The sequence below is a fragment of the Motilimonas sp. 1_MG-2023 genome (assembly GCF_030547455.1).
Lineage (GTDB): Bacteria > Pseudomonadota > Gammaproteobacteria > Enterobacterales > CBDFNC01 > Motilimonas.
In genome coordinates, this window is record NZ_JAUOPX010000044.1 from 17,419 (window position 1) to 38,835 (window position 21,417).

The following is a 21,417-nucleotide window of genomic DNA, read 5'->3' on the forward strand; positions in this document are numbered from 1 at the left end:
CTTCCTTGAAAACGAAATGTTACTGTCATCAGTTGTGCGTTGAATGAGGGCGGTCGGGTTAATCAGTTTAGTGACCGAGTGACATGGCCAATTCATTACCTTGATGCTGCAATTCATCAAGTTGTGACGCCAGTGATTCAGGGTTGATACTCAAATGCTCCGCTAACGCTTTTGGGAAACGTCCAACAATCGCTGCAGCTGGCACGCCTGCATTCCAAGCAAAGTTTACAAATACCGATAACCGGATCAAAATTGCTTCGGCCGACACCTCTTCAAATGATAATGGATCAAGCTGTTGTTCAATGGCATTAATGAAGGTTGCTGAAAAATTCCAGCGTCGAGCTAGCTCTACACCTACCTGGCTGTAGTCAAATCCTAAGACTTCACGCTCAGCCTCAATACGGCTTGCACCTTGGTTCATTGACATGTTTACGAGTGCCATTTCTTCTGGCAAGCTGGATTGCAGTAAGATTTCGCCGATATTGTGCATCATGGCACAGGTAAAGGCGGTTTCAGGCTCTACAGTGGTGTGCTTGGCGAGGGCTTTCGCTATGGTTGCTACGCGAAACGTGTCGGACCAAAATTTATTTTTGTCAAAACCAGGCGTGGCAGGAAAAGCGCTACTTATTCCGGATGCAATAACAATACTACGCATGGTGTTAAAGCCTAAACGAATAACTGCTTGCTCTATTGATGTCACTTCTTTGCCGCGGCGATAGGCAGCCGAGTTAGCCATCTTTATTACTTTTGCACTTAAAGATTGGTCCATCGCTATTTTTTTAGCGAGTACATCGATACGCGCATTATCGTCACCAAAGCTTTCCATTAGCTCGGCCAGTAGAGCGGGCACGACTGGGAGTTGTTTTAGTTTGGAAAATACTTCGTTTAATTGCATTGCGCGGATTCCTGCTTGGAGAAAAATAATATCAACTAGAATCATAGCAGGATGCTATTGCCTGCGACTATGTTTGCAAGCTTGATCTGTTTCACTAATTCCGCATAATGTGCGTTTAACGGCACAAATAAATCGCTATTATCGATTCATTTATCACTAAGGCTGGAAATTTATTCATTAATTAGACTATTCTTAGTGCGTTTGTCGACAGGAGTCTTTATCTAGGCATGGTTGCCGTTCTCTATATCTGGAGTGACCATGGTGCTATTTACTCTCTACTTCCGGCGCTTGCCATTAGGTAAGCTTGCTTCTATACAGCTTGGAGCTGGATATGAAGCCTGATCAAGCTCGCGCCATCATAGCTATTGCAGATAAAATTCGACACCAATCAAGTGCTGATTTCGATCCTCAGTCTGCGCAGTTAATTCAACACCTTTTTTCTCATAAGTCTGACGTCATATATCAATTAGTACAGCTCTCTTTACAGCAACAGCAAGACTTACTGGATATAAAAAGTGTTAATAATGAACTGCAGCGACAATTACAGCAGTTTGAAGATGTTAAACAAGAGCGGGTTTGGTTTCGCTGGTTAGAAAAAAGTAGCTAAGTCGGAGCGAGCGTTTCAATCGGGAAAAAAGACCAAGCAAGATGAAAGAAAAAATATAAATATTTACGCTATATTGGCAGAGTCGTTGGCTTAGCGATAAATAATAAAGCAAGGAGTTAGGGTGCAAGGATATGATGTCATTGGCGATGTCCACGGCCGTGCTAAACAGTTAGTCACTTTACTGCAACGTCTTGGTTATGAAATCCAAGGCGAGGCTTATTGTCATGCTTCACGCCAAGCTATTTTTATTGGTGATATTATTGATTATGGTCCCGATCAGCGAGCGACCTTAGCTATTGTTCGGAATATGGTTGCGGCGGGTAGCGCTCAAGTTATTTTAGGTAATCACGAGTTTAATGCCGTAGCCTTTGCTACCCCGGATCCCAAAGACGCTAAGCGGTTTTTACGTCCCCATACCAGTAAAAATCGAGTGCAACATAAGGCTTTTTTAGCTGAATATGCAGATGATCCTATTGCTTATAAAGAAACGATTAGTTGGTTAAAAACCTTGCCTTTATTTCTTGAACTTGATGGCGCCGCTTTTATTCATGCGGCATGGTCTAATGACTTAATAGAGCAAATAAGGCCCGAGCTCAATGCTGATAACAGCCTGCCTGATAAATTGTACGTCAGCGCAACGAAACGTGGTAGTTGGCAATTTCAGGTAGTTGAGCAGTTATTGAAAGGACCCGAAATAACCTTACCTCAGGGCTATGTTTTCAATGATAAACATGGTCATCAACGTAACGATATTCGTGCTCGCTGGTGGCTACAAAATCCGCTTAGTTATCGAGAGCTTGCGATCGTACCTGAGGGAGAAGAAGACAAAATACCCGCACAGCCTATTATCCAGCCACTGCAAAGTTTTGCTGTTTCACGTCTTGTGTTTATCGGCCACTATTGGTTAAGAGGGACCCCTCGGCCGCAATGTCGTCAGGTGGTTTGTACTGATTACAGTGGTGATGCTAAGTTAACAGCCTATCGCTGGTCATTTGAAGCTGAAGCGGATGCAATGAATTTTGTACAGGTTGGTGAGTCAGAAGTTGGTATGCCTTAAGTGATGTGATGGAGTTTAAAAAGGGGGCTTATCCAAGACTCTGGCTAATGAGTGTAAATTGCAGCTAAAAAAATGGGACGACACTCGAAAGTGTCGTCCCTTATAGTCAAAACATCATATTCCGTGATGTAAGGTGCTCCCTGCGCTCCCTGACTTATTACCTGATCCCTAGGTTTATCCGTTTCTCACGTCCTGTGAGTTGTCCTTTATTTGGCCATCCTAGCCTAACAAATCATCCTGATTCGTTTTCTGTCTCCATCCTGGAGGTGTCCTTTATGCTACTTCCTGTAGCGTGTCCATTCATCTTCCTGATTGCCAGATATCCTATCTGACATTGAGACCAAACATCCTGTCCGTGTCTCGTTGCTTCCTTGCGGGACTAAATATAAGTGATTTTGCATGAGGCTGAGCAAGCTAAAAATAAAAAAAATAAGGGAAAACCTATATGTTGTTTATGTTGATGTTGTTAAGGTGTTGTTATTAATGATTTATTTTGTTTTGGCTTCTGTTTTTTCGGTGGTAGATAGTAGGGTTATCTGATAAATAAAAAGAGAATAGCTTACGCTTGCTATGGCTAATATCTCACAAATATTTTTGATTTTTGAAATAGGGTTACCATTTATCGCTATTATCCCCAGTTCGTCTGCTGATTTTGACAATTCATCATGACAATGTAATGACTTTATCGCCACTTGTTGTGTGATCATCAGCACATTTGTTTTTCTAAGTTACCTTTGATACGAAACATTCCGTTCGTCTCTGACTCCTACCTAATAAGTAGTTGTGAGGCTTACTTATGGATAGCCAAAAAAAAGGCCGATAAAAATCGGCCAAAGAATGGGTGTAGATATATATTTTAGTGTAATTTGAAGCTGTTTAAGCGAGCCAGCAGTGTGTTTAGGGTTGCTGGTTCGATAGTTTTACAAATGTCATCAATGCTTTTAGTCTTGAATAGTTCGCTTAGTAGCGTGCATACGTAAGTTAAAGGTGCATTTTCAAAAAGTTTTGGATTGTGTAAATAATCACGTCCGCGTTCACGAACCCATTCAGCTGCGTCAACAGGGACGCTGAAACCACTGCTTTTCATGGTGTTATGAAGGGCAATTAATTGTGTACGATAATGTGTTAAATCAGAGCTTAGAGTGTTTTGGAAAGCGGCTACAGAGGCGAGAGCTTGAGCACCAGGTAAAATCTCTAACTTATGAATGTCGTTCATTGTATCTCCAAAATTTTGCTTTAATAAGTTAACAACTAGCCGCATCTAATGGCATCTAGCTTGAAATATGATTTGAGATTTGACCCATCTAATAGCTCAGTAGGCTACAGAATATTTATGTCAATATGACGACATCCAGCTCTTTTTTGCTTATTTGAGTAAGCTATTTTTGATAGTTAAACGAGCTACGTTCTAAGTTGACAGGTATAGTTTTAGCTGAGAAAGAGAAAAGCGCAATTTAAGAGTGACAATTTGTTGATAGGTAAGATGAGCGGCAGGAAAAACGTGATAGCCCGCAAAGAAATTCCTGTTTCCTGCCAGTGCCGGAAAGCTATGGCGCTATTGCTATACCTGTAGCGTTTTTATCCCTGAAAGCGAAAGTTTGCCGTAAACATGCTTTATCTGGCTGCGATAGTTCTAAGTATTACACTGGTTAATTATGCTTGCCAGCATCCTCAACTGCGAGTTGTGTGGCCTGTTGTTGTAGTTTTTTTCTATTTGGTTTTAACCCCTGCCATTGTGACCAAGGCAAAATATGCTTTGGTCTTTGCCAAGGAGCGAGCAGTTGTTTACTGTCCAGCTGTAGTTGTCTTGGCTGTGGTGCTCCTATCCAATCAACAAAAGCGGCGGCAATTTGACCAAACTCTGTGTTGCGAACGGGCACTATTATTAGGCTCTTGATATATGGCAGGCCCAGTAAGACTTGTTCTATTTGTTCTGGCTGTACGTTTTCACCACCCGAAATAAACATATTATCTTTGCGGCCATGGATAGAGAGGTGCTCAGCTGTTCTCGCACCTAGGTCTTTACTAGCAAAACCAAGACCTTGGTCAACGGCAATTAAGCGACCTAATTGTCGATAGCCCATAAACAAACAGGCTCCCTTTAATATGATTTCACCTTTACTTATTTCTACTTCGCGATCGGGTAATAATTGGTATTGCAGCGGCTGTTGGCTGGACGGTGTTAATTCAATACTGGCCACTTGCGAGCTCATCTCGGTTAGGCCGTAACTGGCAAAACATCTAAACGGGCTATTAGCTAGTTGTTTTATAAGGTTGTTATCTAATGCTGCTCCGCCAACTAAGACATAACGCAGTTGATTATTCGTGAATATAGCCGGTTGCTGCAGTAAACGGTAAGCCTGAGTGGGCACAAGGGAAGCGTGAGTAATGGGATAGTGTGTTAGGTCTTTAGCTATCACTTTGCTACCCAAAGCAATGCTACCGCCGACAAAAAATGCGCGAAAGACTAATGCGATGCCGCCAATATGAAACAGCGGTAGGCTGAGTAGCCAGCAGTCTTTGGCGTGAAACGGAATTAAGGTTTGTGAACCCAACGCGCTGTAATAATGGTTACTTAAGCTATGTTGTGCGGCTTTAGCCTCGCCACTGCTACCCGAAGTAAACACTAGAGTACTTGCTTGCGCTAAGCTGATTAAGGCTTGCTTATTATTTGGATTTGACTGGTGAATATCAATGCGTGTTATACCCGCTAGCGCAACCGGAGTTGGCGCAAAGTAATATTTTATTCCAGCTTGTCTGCAGCGCTGTTGTAGCTCTTTTTGGCTAAAGATTGGATTAAGCGGACAAAAAATAATACGTTGGCGCAAGCAAGCAAACATCATGATTAGTAAGATCAGCGCATCGTCATGGATCACCGCAAGTACCTCCCCTTGCGGAACTTGGCTTAACGATATGGCTGATATTTTATTATCAAGCTCCTCGTAGCTGAGCTTGGTACCATCATGTGAAAGGTAAATGGCAATTGCATCCCCTTGATTGCTTGCGTGTTGCTGTATCGGACAAGGCATCACTTCGGCCATACTTGCTCCATTTCTGAAGTGTTCAATGTATGGTTTTGCTTATCGCAAAAATATTTTTTGGTATCTAACCCAGGAGCTTCGTTGGGGGTCCATTTGCCCGCCAGAGTCGCCAGCACACTAAGTCCATATTGGCTTTCAAATGCGCAGCTAAGGATCGCACGTTTTTGCTGTTGTTTAGCTAACGCTAATAGTTGTTCAATACGTTTAAAACTGCCTACTAGCATAGGTTTAATGATAAAAGCGGTAATCGCTTGATGACTGAAAGCTGCTAACGGCCACATTGGCTGTTGCAGCTGTTCATCAAGTGCGATTGGCAATTGATATCGCTCTGCAAGGTACAAGCTGTCGCTTAATATTGCGCAGGGCTCTTCGATAAATACAATATTATTTTTTGGCAGCTGGCTGACAAATGCAGCCCCTTGTCCGCGATCCCAGCCTTGATTAGCATCGAGGCGAATTTGCAGTTGCGGGTTAAGTTTGACCAGTGTGTGAATAATATCCAGCTCTATGTTTGGGGCAAGACGAGCCACTTTAAGTTTGATTTGTGTTGGGTGCTTGAGGCTGAGGTATTGTGTGTGTATCTGTTCAATGCTGCCTTGTAATAAAGGAACATCGGCCGAAACCTGACTAGGCGTGATACCTTGATGTAAGCAATCCCAAGCAAAAGCGCTACTGGCGCAGTGAAATTGATGTTTAAGCTGCCCCGTTTTTACAGCTGTTATTATTTCAGCGATGGCTTGCTCTAAGCTTTCAGGGCTAAAGCCGGGAAGCGGTGCTATTTCGGCCCTCACTTCGCGGTTTAACTCAATGTTAAAGGCCTTAACAAGTGCGATATCTCGGTCGTTAAGAGTATGCTGCGCAAATGTCATTGGTCGTTTAAAGGCCAATGAGGTACGGTAAATTGCAATATCGCGTAGCATACTCATGTGCAGTTACGGATTGCGGCCAAATTTTTCAAAGTTTGGCGGACGCTTTTCGTTAAACGCATTGCGACCTTCTTGCCCTTCTTCGGTCATATAGAACAACATGGTGGCATTACCAGCTAGCTCTTGTAAGCCTGCTTGACCGTCACAGTCTGCGTTTAGGGCCGCTTTTAGGCAACGCAACGCCATTGGGCTGTTTTGCAGCATTTCTTTACACCATTGCACGGTTTCAAGTTCTAGTTGCTCAAGTGGCACCACGGTATTCACTAAGCCCATTTCAACCGCCTCTTGGGCGTTATACATACGGCATAAAAACCAAATTTCACGGGCTTTTTTCTGGCCGACAATGCGCGCCATATAGCTTGCTCCCCAGCCGCCGTCAAATGAGCCCACTTTGGGGCCAGTTTGGCCAAATTGAGCATTTTCGGCGGCGATGGTTAAGTCAGCCATCATATGTAATACGTGTCCACCACCTACTGCATAGCCCGCCACCATCGCCACCACAGGTTTTGGACAAGTGCGAATTTGACGTTGAAAGTCCAGTACGTTTAAGTGATGTACGCCGGATTCGTCTTGGTAACCTGAATCACCGCGTACTTTTTGGTCGCCGCCTGAGCAAAAGGCCAAGTCGCCCTGACCGGTAAGAATAATCACGCCAATTTGATCGTCGTAACGGGCTTCGTTTAACGCATGAATCATTTCTTTTACCGTAAGTGGACGAAATGCATTGCGCACTTGTGGGCGGTTTATGGTGATTTTGGCGATGCCATCGGCTTTATGGAAAAGAATGTCTTGGTAATCTTGAGAAAAATCTTGCCACGCTAATGCGGGCTTTATTTGCGAAGTTGTCATAACCAGCCTTGAATGGGTCAAAAATAAAAAAGTATCGCTTATGGGAGTTTATCGAGTATAAGGCGACTTATCTGATTAGCGTATTCTATTGGCTTGGCAAAGTGAATATTATGACCCGCCTCAGTAAAAAAGACTTTATTTAGCTGTGGGGTTGTTTTTTTTAAGATGTTGGCCAGCTGCGTAAATTTTAGATCCTGCTCGGCAACAAAATAACTAACAGGGCAAATTGCCTCAGAAATGACATGGCATAGGTTTTCTTGTTTGCCGAGTGACGTTGCTAACAACATTTTTCCTAAGGCTTTACCGTTGTTATGGCTACGCAGCTGACAAAGTTTTTGTCTTTGTTGTTCAGATAAATCTGCAAACACAGCTTGCAGATACCAATCGAGCAATACTTGATTAAGAGGTTCGGTGGTAAAGCGCTGCGCCCAGTTTTTATCATGGCTAATACGGGCCGCTTTTTCATTTTCTTGAATCAACCCAGTGTGAGCCGATTCTACAATTAACTGGCAAACTTGGCTTGGGTACATTTGTAAATAGTGCAACGCTATGCGGCCGCCGAGTGAGTAACCAACTAGATGGCAACGGGTGACCGCTAATGCTTGTAAGCATTGCTGGATAAGTTGGCAGCATTGCTGAAATGCTTGTGGTGCCGATAAGGTGACATTTTGGCTGTCACCGTGGCCAGGGAGATCAATGGTTATCCAGTTTTGCTCTGGGGCGAGATGGGCAATAACTTGTTGCCAGTCTTGACCGCTGCCTAAAAAGCCATGAATAAATAGCACTGGCGTGCTTTCGTGTTGCAGTTGATATTGGCAAGCCAGGGGTAAATTTGTCTTCATTAGGCGCTTAAGTCGGGCTGGAGCAAGTAAGCGAAATCAAGTTGTTTTATTTGCGCGGCGATAGTGCTGATCATTTCACTACTGGCTTTGGCTGGAACAGTTATTTCAATCAAGGTCGCACCTGGCTCAATTAAGGCCGAGGTGTAATCTAGTTCAAACTCTTGTTGCTCTTTTGGTTGCATGTAATTAACGCCAAACATAGCCGCAGCATTGGCAAAGTTTAAGCCGTGTGGCAGTTGGTAGCATTCACGGGCAGTTTGTTGATCATCGGGTAATGGTAAAAGGTTGAAAATACTGCCGCCATCATTATTGAGCACTATCACAACAAATGGGTTTTTAAGCTGTTTTAACAGGGCCATAGAGTTGAGGTCATGAAGCAAGGACGTGTCGCCAAGCAGTAAAGTGACGGGGCGATGATCTAATATTTTGCTAACCCCTATGGCACTGGCAAGTAAGCCATCAATGCCACTGGCTCCGCGATTAGTGAATATTTGTTGCTGTTTTGAATTTGCCTCGGCAAACATATCCATTAGCCGTACCGGTAAACTATTACCAATAAATAAAGCACTGTTGTCAGGAACTAAACGTGATAAGCCGTGCGCGACCGAAAACTCTGATAATTCATGTGACTGAGCAGCGATAAGCTGACTGATTTCAGCATCCGCTTGGTAAAGGTGCGCCGCCCAAGGGTGATGTTGCGCAACGGGATGGGCTGTGAGCCAAGTAACGGGGTCGATGTGAAAGTAGCTACCCATGCCATGGCTTGGGTCCATCAAGTCTGCCTGGCTTTGCACGCCAATAAATTGAGCCGAACTAGCTTGTAAAAACTGCTGTAAGCGTTTTGATACCAATCGGCAGCCAAATTGAATGATAAGTTCAACTTGGTTGAGGGCGGCGTAAAAATCAGGGTGATGCAGTAGCTGATCATAGTAATGTAACGACCAAGGGTGCCCTTTGCCACTGGATTGAATGTCCATTAACAATGGCCAACCTAAGGCTTGAGCAAAGCTGGCTATTTCATAAGCTTGTTCAGTATTGGCTAATTGACCCGCAATAATTAGCCCTTTTTTAGTCTGTAATTCAGGCCAATTATCAATTGGTAGTAACTTGCTTGGCGGAACGGATTTATTAATGTACGGCGATTCACTGCGTAACCAAGGGTTAATAGACGCTAAGTAATGACGTAGGTCTTGGCTTTTTTCTTTCGGGTAAAACGGCTCACGGAAAGGGCAGTTAATGTGAATGGGTCCTGCTTGTTGCTGTTGCAAATATAAGGCTTGGCCAATTTGTGCTAGTAAATAGTTAGCGTTAATTTCAGTGCCAGCTGGTGCTAAATTAACCGATGTCACCACATGAGAAGCAAATATGCCCACTTGATCGATAGCTTGGTTAGCACTGCATTGTAATAGTTCGGTGGGGCGATCTGCGGATAAAATTATTAATGGTGCGCCAGTGAGCTTGGCCTCAATGACGGCCGGATATAAGTTAGCCACCGCTGTGCCTGATGTGGTAATGATCGCCACTGGCGCTTGCTGCGCCTTGGCTGCACCGAGCGCGCAATAACCTAAACCGCGCTCATCAAAGTGGCTGTGTAAGGTAATGCCGTGATGTTCATGGGCGGCTAAAGTCAGTGGCGTTGAACGAGACCCCGGTGCCATGAAAACCTGATTGATGCCACCGCGGTACAAACTTTCAATAATTAACTGTGCCCATAAAAGACTAATGTTGCTAGCGGTAGTATGTTTCATAGGAGCCTCTTATGGTTAAACAACTGAGTTAGTTTAGTTTGAATAGTGACAAGGGCGTCGCTATTTTATGCTCTAACTCTTGCCATTCTAGCGCGGGATCTGAGCCTTTAACTATTCCTGCACCGGCAAATAATGTAATTTGATTATGTTGGATCAAGGCGCTGCGAATAGCTACCGCAAATTGGCTTTGTTGTTGACTTAAAACACCAATGGCGCCTGCGTACCAGCCTCTAGAATAGGGCTCATTTTGTTTGATAAATGCGAGCGCTGACTTTCTTGGTGTGCCACCCACAGCGGGGGTTGGGTGCAGCGCATTAAGTAAATCGTGGTCGCTGGCGTCTGGTTTTAAATAGGCGTGAATACGTTGCTTGAGGTGTTGTAGTTGGTTGAGTTTTAATATGCTCACTTTATCAAGTCCAATATCTAAACTGACCTTGCTGAGCTGCGCTAAAATATCATCAAGCACTAATTGATTTTCATGCTTTATTTTGTGGTCATGGAGTAGGGTGTGGCTCAGTTTTTCATCTTCTTCAGAGGAGATGCCTCGTGGCATGGTGCCAGCGAGTGATTCTGTGGTTAGACGTGCCCCGCTACGTAGATACAAACGCTCAGGCGTACAGCCGATAAAGTGTGAATCGGGCGTAAACGAAAACATAAATTGAAAACAGTTAGGATTAACCATTTGCCATTGGTGCAATAGTGCGTAGTGATCTACGCTGTTTGAGCTGGTTAATTGAGTTCGACGGGACAGCACCACCTTAGCAGTGTGTTGCTGAAATTGCTCATCGGTTACTTGTTCTACTAAGTTACGCCAATCCTGCTTATTTGGCGTGTCTTGCCGCTGCAAGATATGGATAGACTGTCTCGTTAAAGTTTCAGCTGGGTTAAGTGAGTCCAGTAATGCTAGGGTTATGTTTACTTGGCTAGCAAAATCAGATGTGGCCCAATATAGGTTACAAACTAGCTTAGTGACTCTGCCTTGGCGACGAATTTCCAAACGCGGCAATACAAATCGGCAGTGTGGAAAATCGGGCCAAGTTGCATGGTTTGAAAAGCCCATGCCACCGTAAAGTCTTGCTTTATTGATGTTTTCTGGCAGCTCGGCTTGATCTGTGTACCAAGCTTTGCCAATCGCCGCGACTTCACCTTGATCGTCTTTATCACTTAAATAAATTTGTGGATAGTGGGTTTGGGCTTTGAGCCAGCCAAGTAAAGAAACACTAGGTAATGAAAAACTCAAACTCAGGAAAACGCCTTCGGGCTGTTTGAGTTTAAGTAAGGCGTGTTTTAAGGCATTAAAAGCTGACATCAATATTTCGCAAAGGCTGGTAAAGCAACTTAAGGGGTAAGTCCAAACTACGTCTGTAGCGCCTGAAATCATCATTTCAACGGTGTTTGAACATAAAGGCTTGCTAATTTAACTGAAACTTAGAGAAAATGCAGCCTTATCGGTGCTTGGATATAGATGCAAACGCATTAAGAGATTTAATTAGGTATTAGTATTTTGACTCAAAAAAAATCATGGTTTTCTATTTGGTTGCCTGCTATTCGCCCTCGCACGTTGCCTCTCGCCTGCGCTTCGATTGTTCTGGCTGCTGGGTTAGCATGGCAGCATCAGGTATTTAACCCTTGGATTCTTATTTTGTGTTTGAGCACGGCAATTTTATTGCAAATCATTTCTAATTTGGCGAATGACTACGGCGATGCCGTTACAGGTGCCGACAACGAGCAGCGTATTGGCCCACAACGCACGATGCAAACCGGTCTTGTAACGCAGCAGCAAATGAAAACCGCGATCGGTTTAACGACGATACTGGCGGTCGCATCTGGGCTTATTTTATTAAATTATGTGTTTGCGGATCATTGGCAGCAGATGTTGGTTTTTGTTGGGCTGGGCTTATTGTCTATTTTGGCCGCGGTGACTTATACCATGGGTAAGCACCCATATGGCTATATGGGATTAGGCGATCTGTCGGTGTTTATATTTTTTGGTTTATTGGGGGTGTTAGGTAGCTTTTACTTATATGGCTTAGCCTTGCATGCAGTTTTGATTTTACCTGCGGTAAGTTGTGGTTTGTTAGCGACGGCGGTACTTAATATCAACAATACCCGAGATATCGACACCGACAAGCAAGCCGGTAAACACACTTTAGCGCTACGTTTAGGGCGCACACAGGCCTGTCGTTATCAGTGGTGGCTGTTAGCTGGGGCGGTGAGCAGTACCTTACTTTATCAATGGCAATTACCTTTTAGCAGTTTTAATTATTTATTTTTGTTAGCGCTTTGGCCATTGATGCAAGCCGCTCGTACTTTGCAACTTTGTCAAGATGGTGAACGTTTAAACGGCGCTTTGAAACAAACCGCACTCGCTAGCTTTGGTTACTGCTGTTTATTAGCTTTAGGTTGGGTTATGACATCGCCATAGGTTTAACCAGATCCGGCATTATAAAGAAAAATAGTCTAATCTTCATTTAGTTAATAGGAACTAGATGGTTGTTACTATGTTGGAAAATACGTCGCTACATAATCTTTTAATTGAGCATTACCAAAAAAGTACCGATGGTATTTTACTGTGCGATCATGGCAGTAAAGTGATAGAAGCCAATCAAGCCCTATGCAATATGTTTGGTTACAGTGCTGAAGAGATCACTGAGTTAACTTTTACCGACTTAATCGATGTTGATGTATCGAATATTCCAGCTTGCTTTTGCCAAGCTAAAAATCGTGATGCGGCGAACTTTCTTGTGGTACTTGAGCGCTACGTTCATCCTGACTCTGAAAATGTCTTATATATTATTCGCGATGAGTCTCACTCGGTCGAGGCAACTAAATCTGTTTTTGGTACCGAACAATCAACCAACCGCTTTAAAGAGCTACTTAAGAATTTACACAAGATCTCTGTTGAGCTAAGTAATAGCAATGATATGGATGAACTTTACCGTCGTACCATTGAGCTTTCTCTAGCCAAGCTTGAAATTGAACGTATCGCTTTATTCCTACTTGATGAAAAGAAAAATATGGTGGGTACTTTTGGTACTGATGAGTTCGGTCATGTTGTTGATGAACGCGATTATAAAAAGCCTTTAAGTCATTTCTCTATTGTGCTTGAAGCCATCACCCGACGTGATTACGTCACTGTGTACCAAGACCAAGATCTTGTTCATTTTGGTAAGAAAGTAGGTAAAGGCTGGCAAGCCATGGTGACCTTGTGGGATAAAGAAAAACCCATTGGCTTCTTAGCTGCAGATAACCTCATTCACCACCGTGCATTAACGCCTCATATAAGAGAAATATTTGGTTTGTTAGGTTCGGTGTTAAGCCATGTGATCATTAAAAAACGTGCTGAGTTCAGGCTGAAAAAAATGAATGAAGAGCTTGAATTAATTATAGCTAAACGCACTTTAGAATTAGAGCAGAAAATAAAGCAATTAATGGACACGCAAGAGAAGCTAGTGGAAGCTGAAAAAATTGCGTCTTTAGGTAACCTTGTTTCAGGGGTGGCTCATGAAATTAACACCCCCCTTGGTGTGTCGATTACGGCAGCATCTCTGCTGCGGGAAACAACCCAGCAGCTTTGTGACATGATGGCAACAGGTAGCATTAAGAAGTCAGCCTTACAATATGTGGCTGATACTTCTAAAGAAAGCATTGATCTTATTGAGCATAATTTAGACCGAGCAGCCAATTTAGTGAAGAGCTTTAAGGCGCTAGCTGTGGATCAAACGTCCGACAACTTAGTCATTTTGCATCCCCATAATGTGGTAAAAAATATTTTGCTGAGCTATCACCACGAGCTAAAAAATAAACCTATTACCGTAAAAAATGAGATTTCGTTTGATCTTGCTGTACGTAACTATTCGGGCGCTTTAGTGCAAGTGGTGCTGAATTTATTACTTAACTCGGTGCAGCATGGCTTTAACGAAGGGCAGGGCGGTGAGATTAACATCACTGCTGAAGCTGCTGAGCAGGGGATTGTTATTCATTATTCTGATACCGGTAAAGGTGTTGCTGAAAGTGATTTAAAGTTAATCTTTGAGCCATTTTATACCACGGCAAGGCAAGTTGGAGCTGGGCTCGGTTTAAATCAGGTTTATAATTTGATCTCCCAGAAAATGTCTGGGGAGATTAGGGCCAGTTTGCCTGAGCGAGGTGGTTTAAAGTTTGATATCTATTTGCCCAACTTGTAACGGCGTTGTTTCGCCTGCTTTAAAATTTTTTCCTTTTCCTCGTTATCACTATCATGCCAAGCAATTATTTCATCTAGGCTGCGATGGCAACCTAAGCAGATATCTTGCTCATTAAGACAACAATTACGTACACAGGGGGATTTTATTTCAAAACTATTCATCTGTGACGTCCTCTAAAACTGCTCCAATAGGGTAACTTTAGCTTATTTTATGTACTCACTCACCATTGGCGTGTATAGGGCGAGATCCCGAACATCTTTTAATCAATCCGAAAATGCTCTGAACAGAGATATTTGTTCAATGGATCAGTGCATAAAGTCATCCATTATAAACTCAGTATTCTGATCCCCTAATTTAAGGAATAGTTATTTATCTACTTCGCCCTTTAGTTTCGTTGATGGGTTGATTATACTGCGGGTTCTTGTCGGAGTGCCAAAGGGAGTTTTTCCTTGCGGCTGAGACTGCAATTGCAGGATCCGTGGAACCTGATTGGGTTAAGACCTACGAAGGGAACAAGGCTAAACCTTTAAAAAACAGATCTAATATAGGTTTATACTTCCACCTCTCGGCAAGCAATTCATCACACTTAACTGGAATCAAGGTGAAAATTGCTTATGGCTATCAGCAGAAGAGAAGCGCGTAAAGCGGCTCAAGAATACATTCAAAACCTCGGCAACGAGTCTTTCCCAAATTCAGAAAAAATCTTTATCGAAGGGACATTACCGGGCGTGAAGGTGGCAATGCGCCAAATTCATCAAGCCGATACCTTTATTGGCGGTACTGAAGAAAATCCACAATTTGAATCCAATGAACCTATTCCGGTTTACGATGCGTCTGGTCCTTACACCGATCCTAATGTTGATATTGATGTCCACAAAGGCTTACCTAAGCTACGCCAACAATGGATTTTAGATCGTAACGATACCGAAGAATTAGAGGGATTAACCTCACAATTCAGCCAACAACGTATGGCTGACGAAGGGCTAGATCATATCCGTTTTGAGCATTTACCTAAGCCATTACGCGCGAAAGCGGGTAAAAATGTCACGCAAATGCATTATGCGCGTCAAGGTATTATCACGCCTGAAATGGAGTACATCGCTATTCGTGAAAACATGGGGCGTGAGCGTGTACGCAGCGATTTACTGAAGTTCCAACATAAAGGTGAGAACTTTGGCGCGAACCTGCCTGAGAATATTACGCCTGAGTTTGTGCGCAAAGAAGTCGCCGAAGGCCGCGCTATTATTCCGTCAAACATTAACCACCCCGAGTCTGAGCCAATGATCATTGGTCGTAATTTCTTGGTGAAAGTTAATTCAAACATTGGTAACTCGTCGGTGTCTTCATCCATTGAAGAAGAGGTGGAAAAATTAGTATGGTCGACTCGTTGGGGCGGCGATACGGTAATGGACTTATCAACTGGTCGTTACATTCATGAAACTCGTGAGTGGATTTTACGTAACTCGCCAGTGCCAATTGGTACTGTGCCTATCTATCAAGCCCTAGAAAAAGTAAACGGCGTGGCGGAAGACCTTAACTGGGAAATTTTCCGTGATACTCTGATTGAGCAAGCGGAACAAGGGGTTGACTACTTTACGATCCACGCCGGTGTATTACTGCGTTATGTACCGATGACAGCAAAACGTCTGACCGGTATTGTATCGCGTGGTGGTTCAATCATGGCGAAGTGGTGTTTGACATACCATAAAGAAAACTTTGCTTACGAACACTTCCGTGAAATTTGTGAAATCTGTGCGCAATATGATGTTGCCCTTTCATTAGGTGACGGCCTACGTCCAGGCTCGGTGGCGGATGCTAACGATGAAGCGCAATTCTCGGAACTGGAAACCTTAGGTGAGCTGACTAAGCTTGCGTGGGAATACGATGTTCAGGTGATGATCGAAGGCCCAGGTCACGTGCCGATGCAAATGATCAAAGAGAATATGGATAAGCAGTTAGATGTGTGTCATGAAGCGCCTTTCTATACCTTAGGTCCATTAACTACCGATATCGCACCGGGTTATGACCATATCACTTCGGGTATCGGCGCTGCACAAATCGGTTGGTATGGTTGTGCTATGTTGTGTTATGTGACACCAAAAGAGCATTTAGGCTTACCAAATAAAGATGACGTAAAAACTGGCTTAGTGACATACAAGCTAGCGGCTCACGCGGCTGATTTAGCTAAAGGTCATCCAGGCGCACAAATTCGCGATAATGCCTTATCCAAAGCTCGTTTTGAATTCCGCTGGGAAGATCAGTTTAACCTTGGTTTAGACCCTGATACCGCACGCGCGTACCATGATGAAACCTTGCCACAAGAGTCTGGCAAAGTGGCGCATTTCTGCTCTATGTGCGGTCCTAAATTCTGTTCCATGAAGATCACTCAAGATGTACGTGATTATGCGGCGAAATTAGAGTCGGGCGATATCCAAATTAAGTTACTTGATGAAGTCGTGACTATCTCGCCAGAAGAAGGCATGAAGCAGAAATCAGAAGAATTTATTGAAAAGGGCGCTGAAATATATCAGCCTCAAGTTTAATTCTTTGAGTTAAATGAAAACCATCTATCGCCGCTTATGCTGTGATGGATGGTTTTAATGCAGGCTTTTGCTGGTGGAGAAATAGAATGGACAAAATCTCAGATTTTACGCCCATTGTTTGGACAATAGCGGGGAGTGATTCGGGTGGTGGTGCTGGGATCCAAGCGGATCTGCATACTATTAATGCCTTAGGTGGTTATGGATGTAGCGTTATCAGCGCTGTTACCGCACAAAACTCTGTAGCGGTACGCTTAGTTGAATCGGTTTCTGATGGGATGTTTTTAAGCCAACTAGATTCATTAGCTGAAGATATGCCCGCGGATGTAATAAAAGTAGGGTTGTTGACAACAGTTAGCCAAGTAGAGATTTTAGCGAAATTTTTAGCTGAGCTAGACGTTAAGCCTTATGTTATTTACGACCCGATCGCTGTTGCTTCCAGTGGTGCGAACATGGCACAGGTAGGCTTACAGCAAGCTGTGTTGGATACCCTACTGCCTTTCATTGATTTACTGACTCCTAATGCTGATGAACTTGAAATCCTGACTAAAGTGATTATTACTTCTAGTCATGATATTCGCCGCAGTGCCCAAGTATTATTGGACAAAGGTTGCGGCAGTATCTTAATTAAGGGCGGCCATCTTGAGTTAGTTGATGACGTGTGCATGGATTTTTGGACCAATGGCGAGCGTGAAATTGTGCTTGGCACGACACGTATCGATAGTCCTCATAGTCATGGCACGGGCTGCAGTTTATCGTCAGCCATTGCTACTGTGCTGGCATTAGATTACCCAATTGAAGACGCTTTGGTGTTAGCGAAAGCGTATCTAAACCAAGGTTTAAAAGCCGCTTCGAGTAAAGGCAAAGGACCTGGTCCGGTGGCACACTTAGGCTGGCCTACCGATCCTAAGCATTTTCCTGATGTGATTTTACCCGGCTCTGAGTTAGGCCGCTTGCTTAATTTACAAGGTGAGTTAGCGGAAGGCCAAGGGTTTGCCAGTTGTGATACTGACAAGTTAGGTTTGTATCCGGTGGTAGACTCGGTTGAGTGGTGTCAAAAGCTACTTGATATGGGTATAAAAACACTGCAACTGCGCATTAAAGACAAAACTGATGACGAAGTGGAAGCGGATGTGATCGCGGCCATCGCGTTGGGGAAACAGTACCAAGCGCGTATGTTCATTAATGATTATTGGCAACTGGCCATCAAGCATGGCGCATACGGCGTACATTTAGGTCAAGAAGACCTAAATGATGCGGTGTTGCCACAAATTAGTCGGGCTGGTTTACGCTTGGGTTTAAGTACCCATGGTTATTATGAAATGCTGCGCGCAAAAAAACTCAAGCCAAGTTATATCGCGTTAGGCCATATTTTCCCGACTCAAACCAAAGACATGCCATCACGGCCGCAAGGTTTAATTCGGTTAGAAAAGTACGCTGCATTAATGAATGATATTCCCACTGTGGCTATTGGTGGGATTAATCTTGAGCGCGCGCCACTCGTTTGGCAAACCGGTGTTGGTAGTATCGCAGTTGTTACGGCGATTACGCTGGCCGATGATCCCCAAGCGGTTGTCGATGAGTTTAATGCGGTGATGGAGTCCTAAATTGATGCTCTCGGATGCGGAAACCTTAAGATACAGTCGCCATTTACTGCTCAGTAACGTTGGTGAAGCGGGTCAGCTGAAATTAAAGCAAGCTAAAGTGTTGATTATGGGAATGGGCGGTTTAGGCGCGCCAGCTTCTATGTATTTAGCTGCAGCTGGCGTGGGTAACTTAGTGTTGGCAGACTTTGATGAATTGGATGTATCTAATTTACAACGCCAAATTAGTTACGATGCCAGCCAAGTGGGACTGCATAAGGTGGATGCCGCTAAAGCACGTTTAGCTGGACTGAATTGTGAAGTCCGTATTCGTGGCATTAAAAAGAAAATGGATGCGAAGCAATTAGCGATGGAAGTGGCGATGGCTGATTTAGTGCTCGATTGCACCGATAATCTCTCCAGTCGCCATTTAATTAGTCAAGTGTGTTGCCAAGCTAAAAAGCCGCTTATCGTTGGCGCTGGCATTCGCTTGGAGGGCCAGTTAATGATGTTTGACTTTAGTCAGCCTGATAGCGCGTGTTACCACTGTTTGTTTCCTTCAACGCAAGAGCAGACGCTCAACTGTTCCAATTCGGGAGTGCTAGGCCCGATAGTCGGTACCATTGGCTCATTACAAGCCTTGGAAGCCATCAAATACCTAGTGGGATTGCCGAGCGGGATCAACAATCAGCTAAAGCTGTTCGATGGTCTCACCCTTAACTGGCAAAGTTTTGCTATTTCTCGAGATCCGGCTTGTCCGGTATGCAGTGCCCATGAATGAAATCACAATAACAATTAACGGTCAGCCGCATCAGGTTGAGCCGCAAACCAGTGTTTTGGATCTATTGACGACTTTAGGCCATGCCGAGCAGGGCATGGCGCTGGCCATTAATCAGGCGATTATTAGTCGTAGCGAGTGGTCTGAACATTTACTACAGCAAGATGACGATATTTCCTTGTTTCAAGCCATCGCAGGAGGCTAATAATGTTAACAATTGCCGATAAAACTTTTAGCTCCCGCCTATTTACAGGAACGGGGAAGTTTTCTGATAAGCAAAGTATGGTTGATGCATTGGCTGCATCTGGCTCGCAGCTGGTCACGATGGCGCTTAAGCGCGTGGATATGAAAAATCGTGACGACGATATTTTAGCGCCATTGATTGCTAATGGCATGAACTTATTACCCAATACATCTGGTGCTCGCACTGCTAAAGAAGCGGTATTTGCTGCTAAGCTAGCCCGAGAAGCATTGCAAACCAATTGGGTGAAATTAGAAATTCATCCTGATCCTAAGTATTTGCTACCGGATCCGATTGAAACCTTGAAAGCCGCAGAAGCGTTAGCGCTTGAAGGGTTTGTGGTTTTGCCTTATGTGCATGCGGATCCTGTTTTATGTAAGCGACTTGAAGACGTTGGCTGCGCCGCTGTGATGCCATTAGGCGCGCCGATTGGATCCAATAAAGGTATTCGCACCCAAGATTTCTTAGAGATCATTATTGAACAAGCTAATGTTCCAGTGATTGTCGATGCGGGGATCGGCAGTCCAAGTCATGCCGCTCTCGCGATGGAGCTTGGCGCAGATGCTGTGCTAGTTAATACCGCGATAGCAGTGGCGCGCAACCCTGTTGCTATGAGCCGAGCTTTTGCCTTGGCAGTACAGTCGGGCCGCATGGCATATGAAGCGGGATTGGCAGGTCAAGTACAACAAGCTGTGGCATCAAGCCCGTTAACAGCTTTCTTGGAGGAAGCATGAGCTTCGCCGAGCAGTTAAAAGCCCTTAATTGGGATGATGTACGCCTTTCTATATATAGTAAGACTGCTAAAGATGTTGAGCGCGCATTGTCTAAACCACGTTTGAACACGGAAGATTTTAAAGCGCTGATATCGCCTGCCGCCGAACCGTATCTTGAGCAGATGGCGCAAAAATCGATGGCATTGACGCAGCAGCGCTTTGGTAAGACGGTGCAGTTTTATATTCCTTTATACCTCTCGAATATGTGCAGCAACATTTGTACTTATTGTGGTTTTTCGATGGGCAATAAAATTCGCCGCACTACATTAGACATGGTGCAGTTAGAAGCGGAGCTGAAAGCCATTAAGAAAATGGGCTTTGATCATATCTTGCTGGTGACAGGCGAATCGGAAAAGAAAGTGGGCATGGATTATTTTCGTCAGGCATTCCCGCTGATCAGACAATATTTTTCACATATTACGATTGAAGTGCAGCCACTCGATCAAGATGAATACGAAGAGTTGATCGAGCTAGGATTGGATGCGGTACTGGTCTATCAAGAAACTTATAACCCAGTGACCTATGCCGAACATCATCTCAAAGGTAAAAAGTCTGATTTTTGGTACCGTTTGGAAACAGCTGATCGCTTAGGCCGCGCTGGCGTGCATAAAATAGGTGTTGGCAGTTTGATTGGCTTAGAAGAATGGCGCACCGATTGTTTTTATGTCGCGTCTCACTTAGCTTATCTAGAAAAACATTATTGGCAAACGCGTTATACCCTTTCGTTTCCTCGATTACGTCCTTGTGAAGGGGGCTTTCAACCTAAATCGATCATGACAGATAAACAGTTGGTCCAGTTAATCTGCGCTTATCGTTTATTTAGCCCCGAAGTTGAATTGTCGTTGTCGACTCGAGAATCGGAACATTTTCGCAATCATGTCATTCCGCTAGGCATTACGACTATGAGTGCGGGCTCAAGCACACAACCGGGTGGTTATGCTGAAACGGCTGAAAAAGCTTTGGAGCAATTTGAAATATCCGATGATCGCACACCTGCGGTAGTAGCGGATATGGTGAAAGCCAAAGGTTATGAGGTGGTATGGAAAGATTGGGATCCCAGTCTCAGTCAATAATTACGATTTGTGCCCATCCGTCACTACCGATAGCAGACCTTGTGCAATACGTTGCCAAGGTCTTTTTTATTGAACTCGTGTCAGGAGCGGTTGATATTCAATCAAATTAAGGTGGTTTTTCTGTGTAAGTTGTGGATAACTTGAGTGCAACTTGTGAGTGTAATTTAATTACAATTTTTCGTTAAAAAAGCCTTGCACCAAAATCGAATCTCCCTATAATGCGCAACCACTGAGACGGCACAGCGCAAGGCGCAACGCAACATCAGGTGGTTAAGAA

The 21,417-nt window shown here is 44.0% G+C and carries 19 protein-coding genes and 1 riboswitch; of the genes, 10 read left to right on the forward strand and 9 right to left on the reverse strand.

All coding sequences use genetic code 11. The features are described 5' to 3' along the window. Positions 1-67: 67 nt before the first annotated feature. Positions 68-895: an HDOD domain-containing protein gene (locus tag Q4519_RS17940; protein WP_303514656.1), complete on the reverse strand. Its 828-nt coding sequence runs from the start codon at positions 893-895 to the stop codon at positions 68-70. Positions 896-1,226: 331 nt separating this feature from the next. Between Q4519_RS17940 and Q4519_RS17945 the strand changes: the two genes are divergently transcribed. Then, entirely contained in the window at positions 1,227-1,502 is a 276-nt protein-coding gene (locus Q4519_RS17945) for a hypothetical protein (RefSeq protein WP_232803905.1), read from the forward strand. Between the two features lie 121 nt (positions 1,503-1,623). Next, positions 1,624-2,559, forward strand: coding sequence for a metallophosphoesterase (locus Q4519_RS17950; RefSeq protein ID WP_303514659.1), 936 nt, complete (start codon positions 1,624-1,626; stop codon positions 2,557-2,559). An 856-nt stretch (positions 2,560-3,415) separates the two neighbouring features. Here the strand turns inward: Q4519_RS17950 and Q4519_RS17955 are convergent. From Q4519_RS17955 to Q4519_RS17985, 7 genes are all read right to left on the reverse strand, one after another. Then, positions 3,416-3,775 carry a hypothetical protein gene (locus tag Q4519_RS17955; protein WP_232803908.1) on the reverse strand — a complete coding sequence of 120 codons (360 nt, stop codon included), beginning with the start codon at positions 3,773-3,775 and terminating at the stop codon, positions 3,416-3,418. Between the two features lie 433 nt (positions 3,776-4,208). Next, on the reverse strand, positions 4,209-5,600 hold the full coding sequence (locus Q4519_RS17960) for an AMP-binding protein (RefSeq protein ID WP_303514662.1): 1,392 nt from the start codon (positions 5,598-5,600) through the stop codon (positions 4,209-4,211). Further along, a complete protein-coding gene (gene menC / locus Q4519_RS17965) occupies positions 5,588-6,526 on the reverse strand; it encodes an o-succinylbenzoate synthase (protein WP_303514664.1) in 939 nt (312 codons plus the stop codon). The genes Q4519_RS17960 and menC overlap by 13 nt, the downstream gene beginning before the upstream one ends. A 6-nt stretch (positions 6,527-6,532) precedes the next feature. Then, entirely contained in the window at positions 6,533-7,375 is an 843-nt protein-coding gene (gene menB, locus Q4519_RS17970; protein WP_232803911.1) for a 1,4-dihydroxy-2-naphthoyl-CoA synthase, read from the reverse strand. Positions 7,376-7,413: 38 nt separating this feature from the next. After that, on the reverse strand, positions 7,414-8,217 hold the full coding sequence (gene menH, locus Q4519_RS17975; protein ID WP_303514667.1) for a 2-succinyl-6-hydroxy-2,4-cyclohexadiene-1-carboxylate synthase: 804 nt from the start codon (positions 8,215-8,217) through the stop codon (positions 7,414-7,416). Beyond that, positions 8,217-9,965: a 2-succinyl-5-enolpyruvyl-6-hydroxy-3-cyclohexene-1-carboxylic-acid synthase gene (gene menD, locus Q4519_RS17980; protein ID WP_303514669.1), complete on the reverse strand. Its 1,749-nt coding sequence runs from the start codon at positions 9,963-9,965 to the stop codon at positions 8,217-8,219. Before menD ends, menH begins: the two co-directional genes overlap by 1 nt. A 28-nt stretch (positions 9,966-9,993) precedes the next feature. Continuing rightward, positions 9,994-11,274 carry an isochorismate synthase MenF gene (locus Q4519_RS17985; protein WP_232803914.1) on the reverse strand — a complete coding sequence of 427 codons (1,281 nt, stop codon included), beginning with the start codon at positions 11,272-11,274 and terminating at the stop codon, positions 9,994-9,996. Between the two features lie 195 nt (positions 11,275-11,469). Between Q4519_RS17985 and Q4519_RS17990 the strand changes: the two genes are divergently transcribed. Both Q4519_RS17990 and Q4519_RS17995 read left to right on the forward strand, forming a co-directional pair. Further along, a complete protein-coding gene (locus Q4519_RS17990) occupies positions 11,470-12,390 on the forward strand; it encodes a 1,4-dihydroxy-2-naphthoate polyprenyltransferase (RefSeq protein ID WP_232803915.1) in 921 nt (306 codons plus the stop codon). 76 nt (positions 12,391-12,466) lie between these two features. Beyond that, positions 12,467-14,152, forward strand: coding sequence for an ATP-binding protein (locus Q4519_RS17995; protein ID WP_232803916.1), 1,686 nt, complete (start codon positions 12,467-12,469; stop codon positions 14,150-14,152). On the opposite strand, the gene Q4519_RS18000 is transcribed toward Q4519_RS17995, so the two are convergent. Further along, positions 14,134-14,313 carry a DUF1289 domain-containing protein gene (locus Q4519_RS18000; protein ID WP_303514670.1) on the reverse strand — a complete coding sequence of 60 codons (180 nt, stop codon included), beginning with the start codon at positions 14,311-14,313 and terminating at the stop codon, positions 14,134-14,136. The genes Q4519_RS17995 and Q4519_RS18000 overlap by 19 nt on opposite strands. Positions 14,314-14,573: 260 nt before the next feature. Continuing rightward, positions 14,574-14,668, forward strand: a riboswitch (TPP riboswitch). Between the two features lie 98 nt (positions 14,669-14,766). Between Q4519_RS18000 and thiC the strand changes: the two genes are divergently transcribed. The 6 genes from thiC (at position 14,767) to thiH (ending at position 21,140) form a co-directional block, all read left to right on the forward strand. Beyond that, positions 14,767-16,695, forward strand: coding sequence for a phosphomethylpyrimidine synthase ThiC (gene thiC, locus Q4519_RS18005; protein ID WP_303514673.1), 1,929 nt, complete (start codon positions 14,767-14,769; stop codon positions 16,693-16,695). Between the two features lie 86 nt (positions 16,696-16,781). After that, positions 16,782-18,299 (forward strand): thiamine phosphate synthase, encoded by a 1,518-nt coding sequence (thiE, locus tag Q4519_RS18010; RefSeq protein WP_232803919.1) that lies wholly within the window; start codon positions 16,782-16,784, stop codon positions 18,297-18,299. Between the two features lie 4 nt (positions 18,300-18,303). Continuing rightward, the gene (locus tag Q4519_RS18015) at positions 18,304-19,056 is read left to right on the forward strand and encodes a molybdopterin-synthase adenylyltransferase MoeB (protein WP_232803923.1); all 753 of its coding nucleotides are present in this window, start codon (positions 18,304-18,306) and stop codon (positions 19,054-19,056) included. Further along, the gene (thiS, locus tag Q4519_RS18020; protein WP_303514675.1) at positions 19,049-19,258 is read left to right on the forward strand and encodes a sulfur carrier protein ThiS; all 210 of its coding nucleotides are present in this window, start codon (positions 19,049-19,051) and stop codon (positions 19,256-19,258) included. Before Q4519_RS18015 ends, thiS begins: the two co-directional genes overlap by 8 nt. Positions 19,259-19,260: 2 nt before the next feature. Continuing rightward, on the forward strand, positions 19,261-20,028 hold the full coding sequence (locus tag Q4519_RS18025) for a thiazole synthase (protein WP_303514677.1): 768 nt from the start codon (positions 19,261-19,263) through the stop codon (positions 20,026-20,028). Continuing rightward, positions 20,025-21,140, forward strand: coding sequence for a 2-iminoacetate synthase ThiH (gene thiH / locus Q4519_RS18030; RefSeq protein WP_303514679.1), 1,116 nt, complete (start codon positions 20,025-20,027; stop codon positions 21,138-21,140). Before Q4519_RS18025 ends, thiH begins: the two co-directional genes overlap by 4 nt. The last annotated feature ends 277 nt before the right edge of the window (positions 21,141-21,417 follow it).

Coding starts and splice junctions, on each gene's coding strand:
- Q4519_RS17940 (WP_303514656.1), bottom strand. CDS start 895: ATGCAATTAAACGAAGTATTTTCCAAACTAAAACAACTCCCAGTCGTG.
- Q4519_RS17945 (WP_232803905.1), top strand. CDS start 1,227: ATGAAGCCTGATCAAGCTCGCGCCATCATAGCTATTGCAGATAAAATT.
- Q4519_RS17955 (WP_232803908.1), bottom strand. CDS start 3,775: ATGAACGACATTCATAAGTTAGAGATTTTACCTGGTGCTCAAGCTCTC.
- Q4519_RS17960 (WP_303514662.1), bottom strand. CDS start 5,600: ATGGCCGAAGTGATGCCTTGTCCGATACAGCAACACGCAAGCAATCAA.
- menC (WP_303514664.1), bottom strand. CDS start 6,526: ATGAGTATGCTACGCGATATTGCAATTTACCGTACCTCATTGGCCTTT.
- menB (WP_232803911.1), bottom strand. CDS start 7,375: ATGACAACTTCGCAAATAAAGCCCGCATTAGCGTGGCAAGATTTTTCT.
- menH (WP_303514667.1), bottom strand. CDS start 8,217: ATGAAGACAAATTTACCCCTGGCTTGCCAATATCAACTGCAACACGAA.
- menD (WP_303514669.1), bottom strand. CDS start 9,965: ATGAAACATACTACCGCTAGCAACATTAGTCTTTTATGGGCACAGTTA.
- Q4519_RS17985 (WP_232803914.1), bottom strand. CDS start 11,274: ATGTCAGCTTTTAATGCCTTAAAACACGCCTTACTTAAACTCAAACAG.
- Q4519_RS17995 (WP_232803916.1), top strand. CDS start 12,467: ATGTTGGAAAATACGTCGCTACATAATCTTTTAATTGAGCATTACCAA.
- Q4519_RS18000 (WP_303514670.1), bottom strand. CDS start 14,313: ATGAATAGTTTTGAAATAAAATCCCCCTGTGTACGTAATTGTTGTCTT.
- thiC (WP_303514673.1), top strand. CDS start 14,767: ATGGCTATCAGCAGAAGAGAAGCGCGTAAAGCGGCTCAAGAATACATT.
- thiE (WP_232803919.1), top strand. CDS start 16,782: ATGGACAAAATCTCAGATTTTACGCCCATTGTTTGGACAATAGCGGGG.
- Q4519_RS18015 (WP_232803923.1), top strand. CDS start 18,304: ATGCTCTCGGATGCGGAAACCTTAAGATACAGTCGCCATTTACTGCTC.
- thiS (WP_303514675.1), top strand. CDS start 19,049: ATGAATGAAATCACAATAACAATTAACGGTCAGCCGCATCAGGTTGAG.
- Q4519_RS18025 (WP_303514677.1), top strand. CDS start 19,261: ATGTTAACAATTGCCGATAAAACTTTTAGCTCCCGCCTATTTACAGGA.
- thiH (WP_303514679.1), top strand. CDS start 20,025: ATGAGCTTCGCCGAGCAGTTAAAAGCCCTTAATTGGGATGATGTACGC.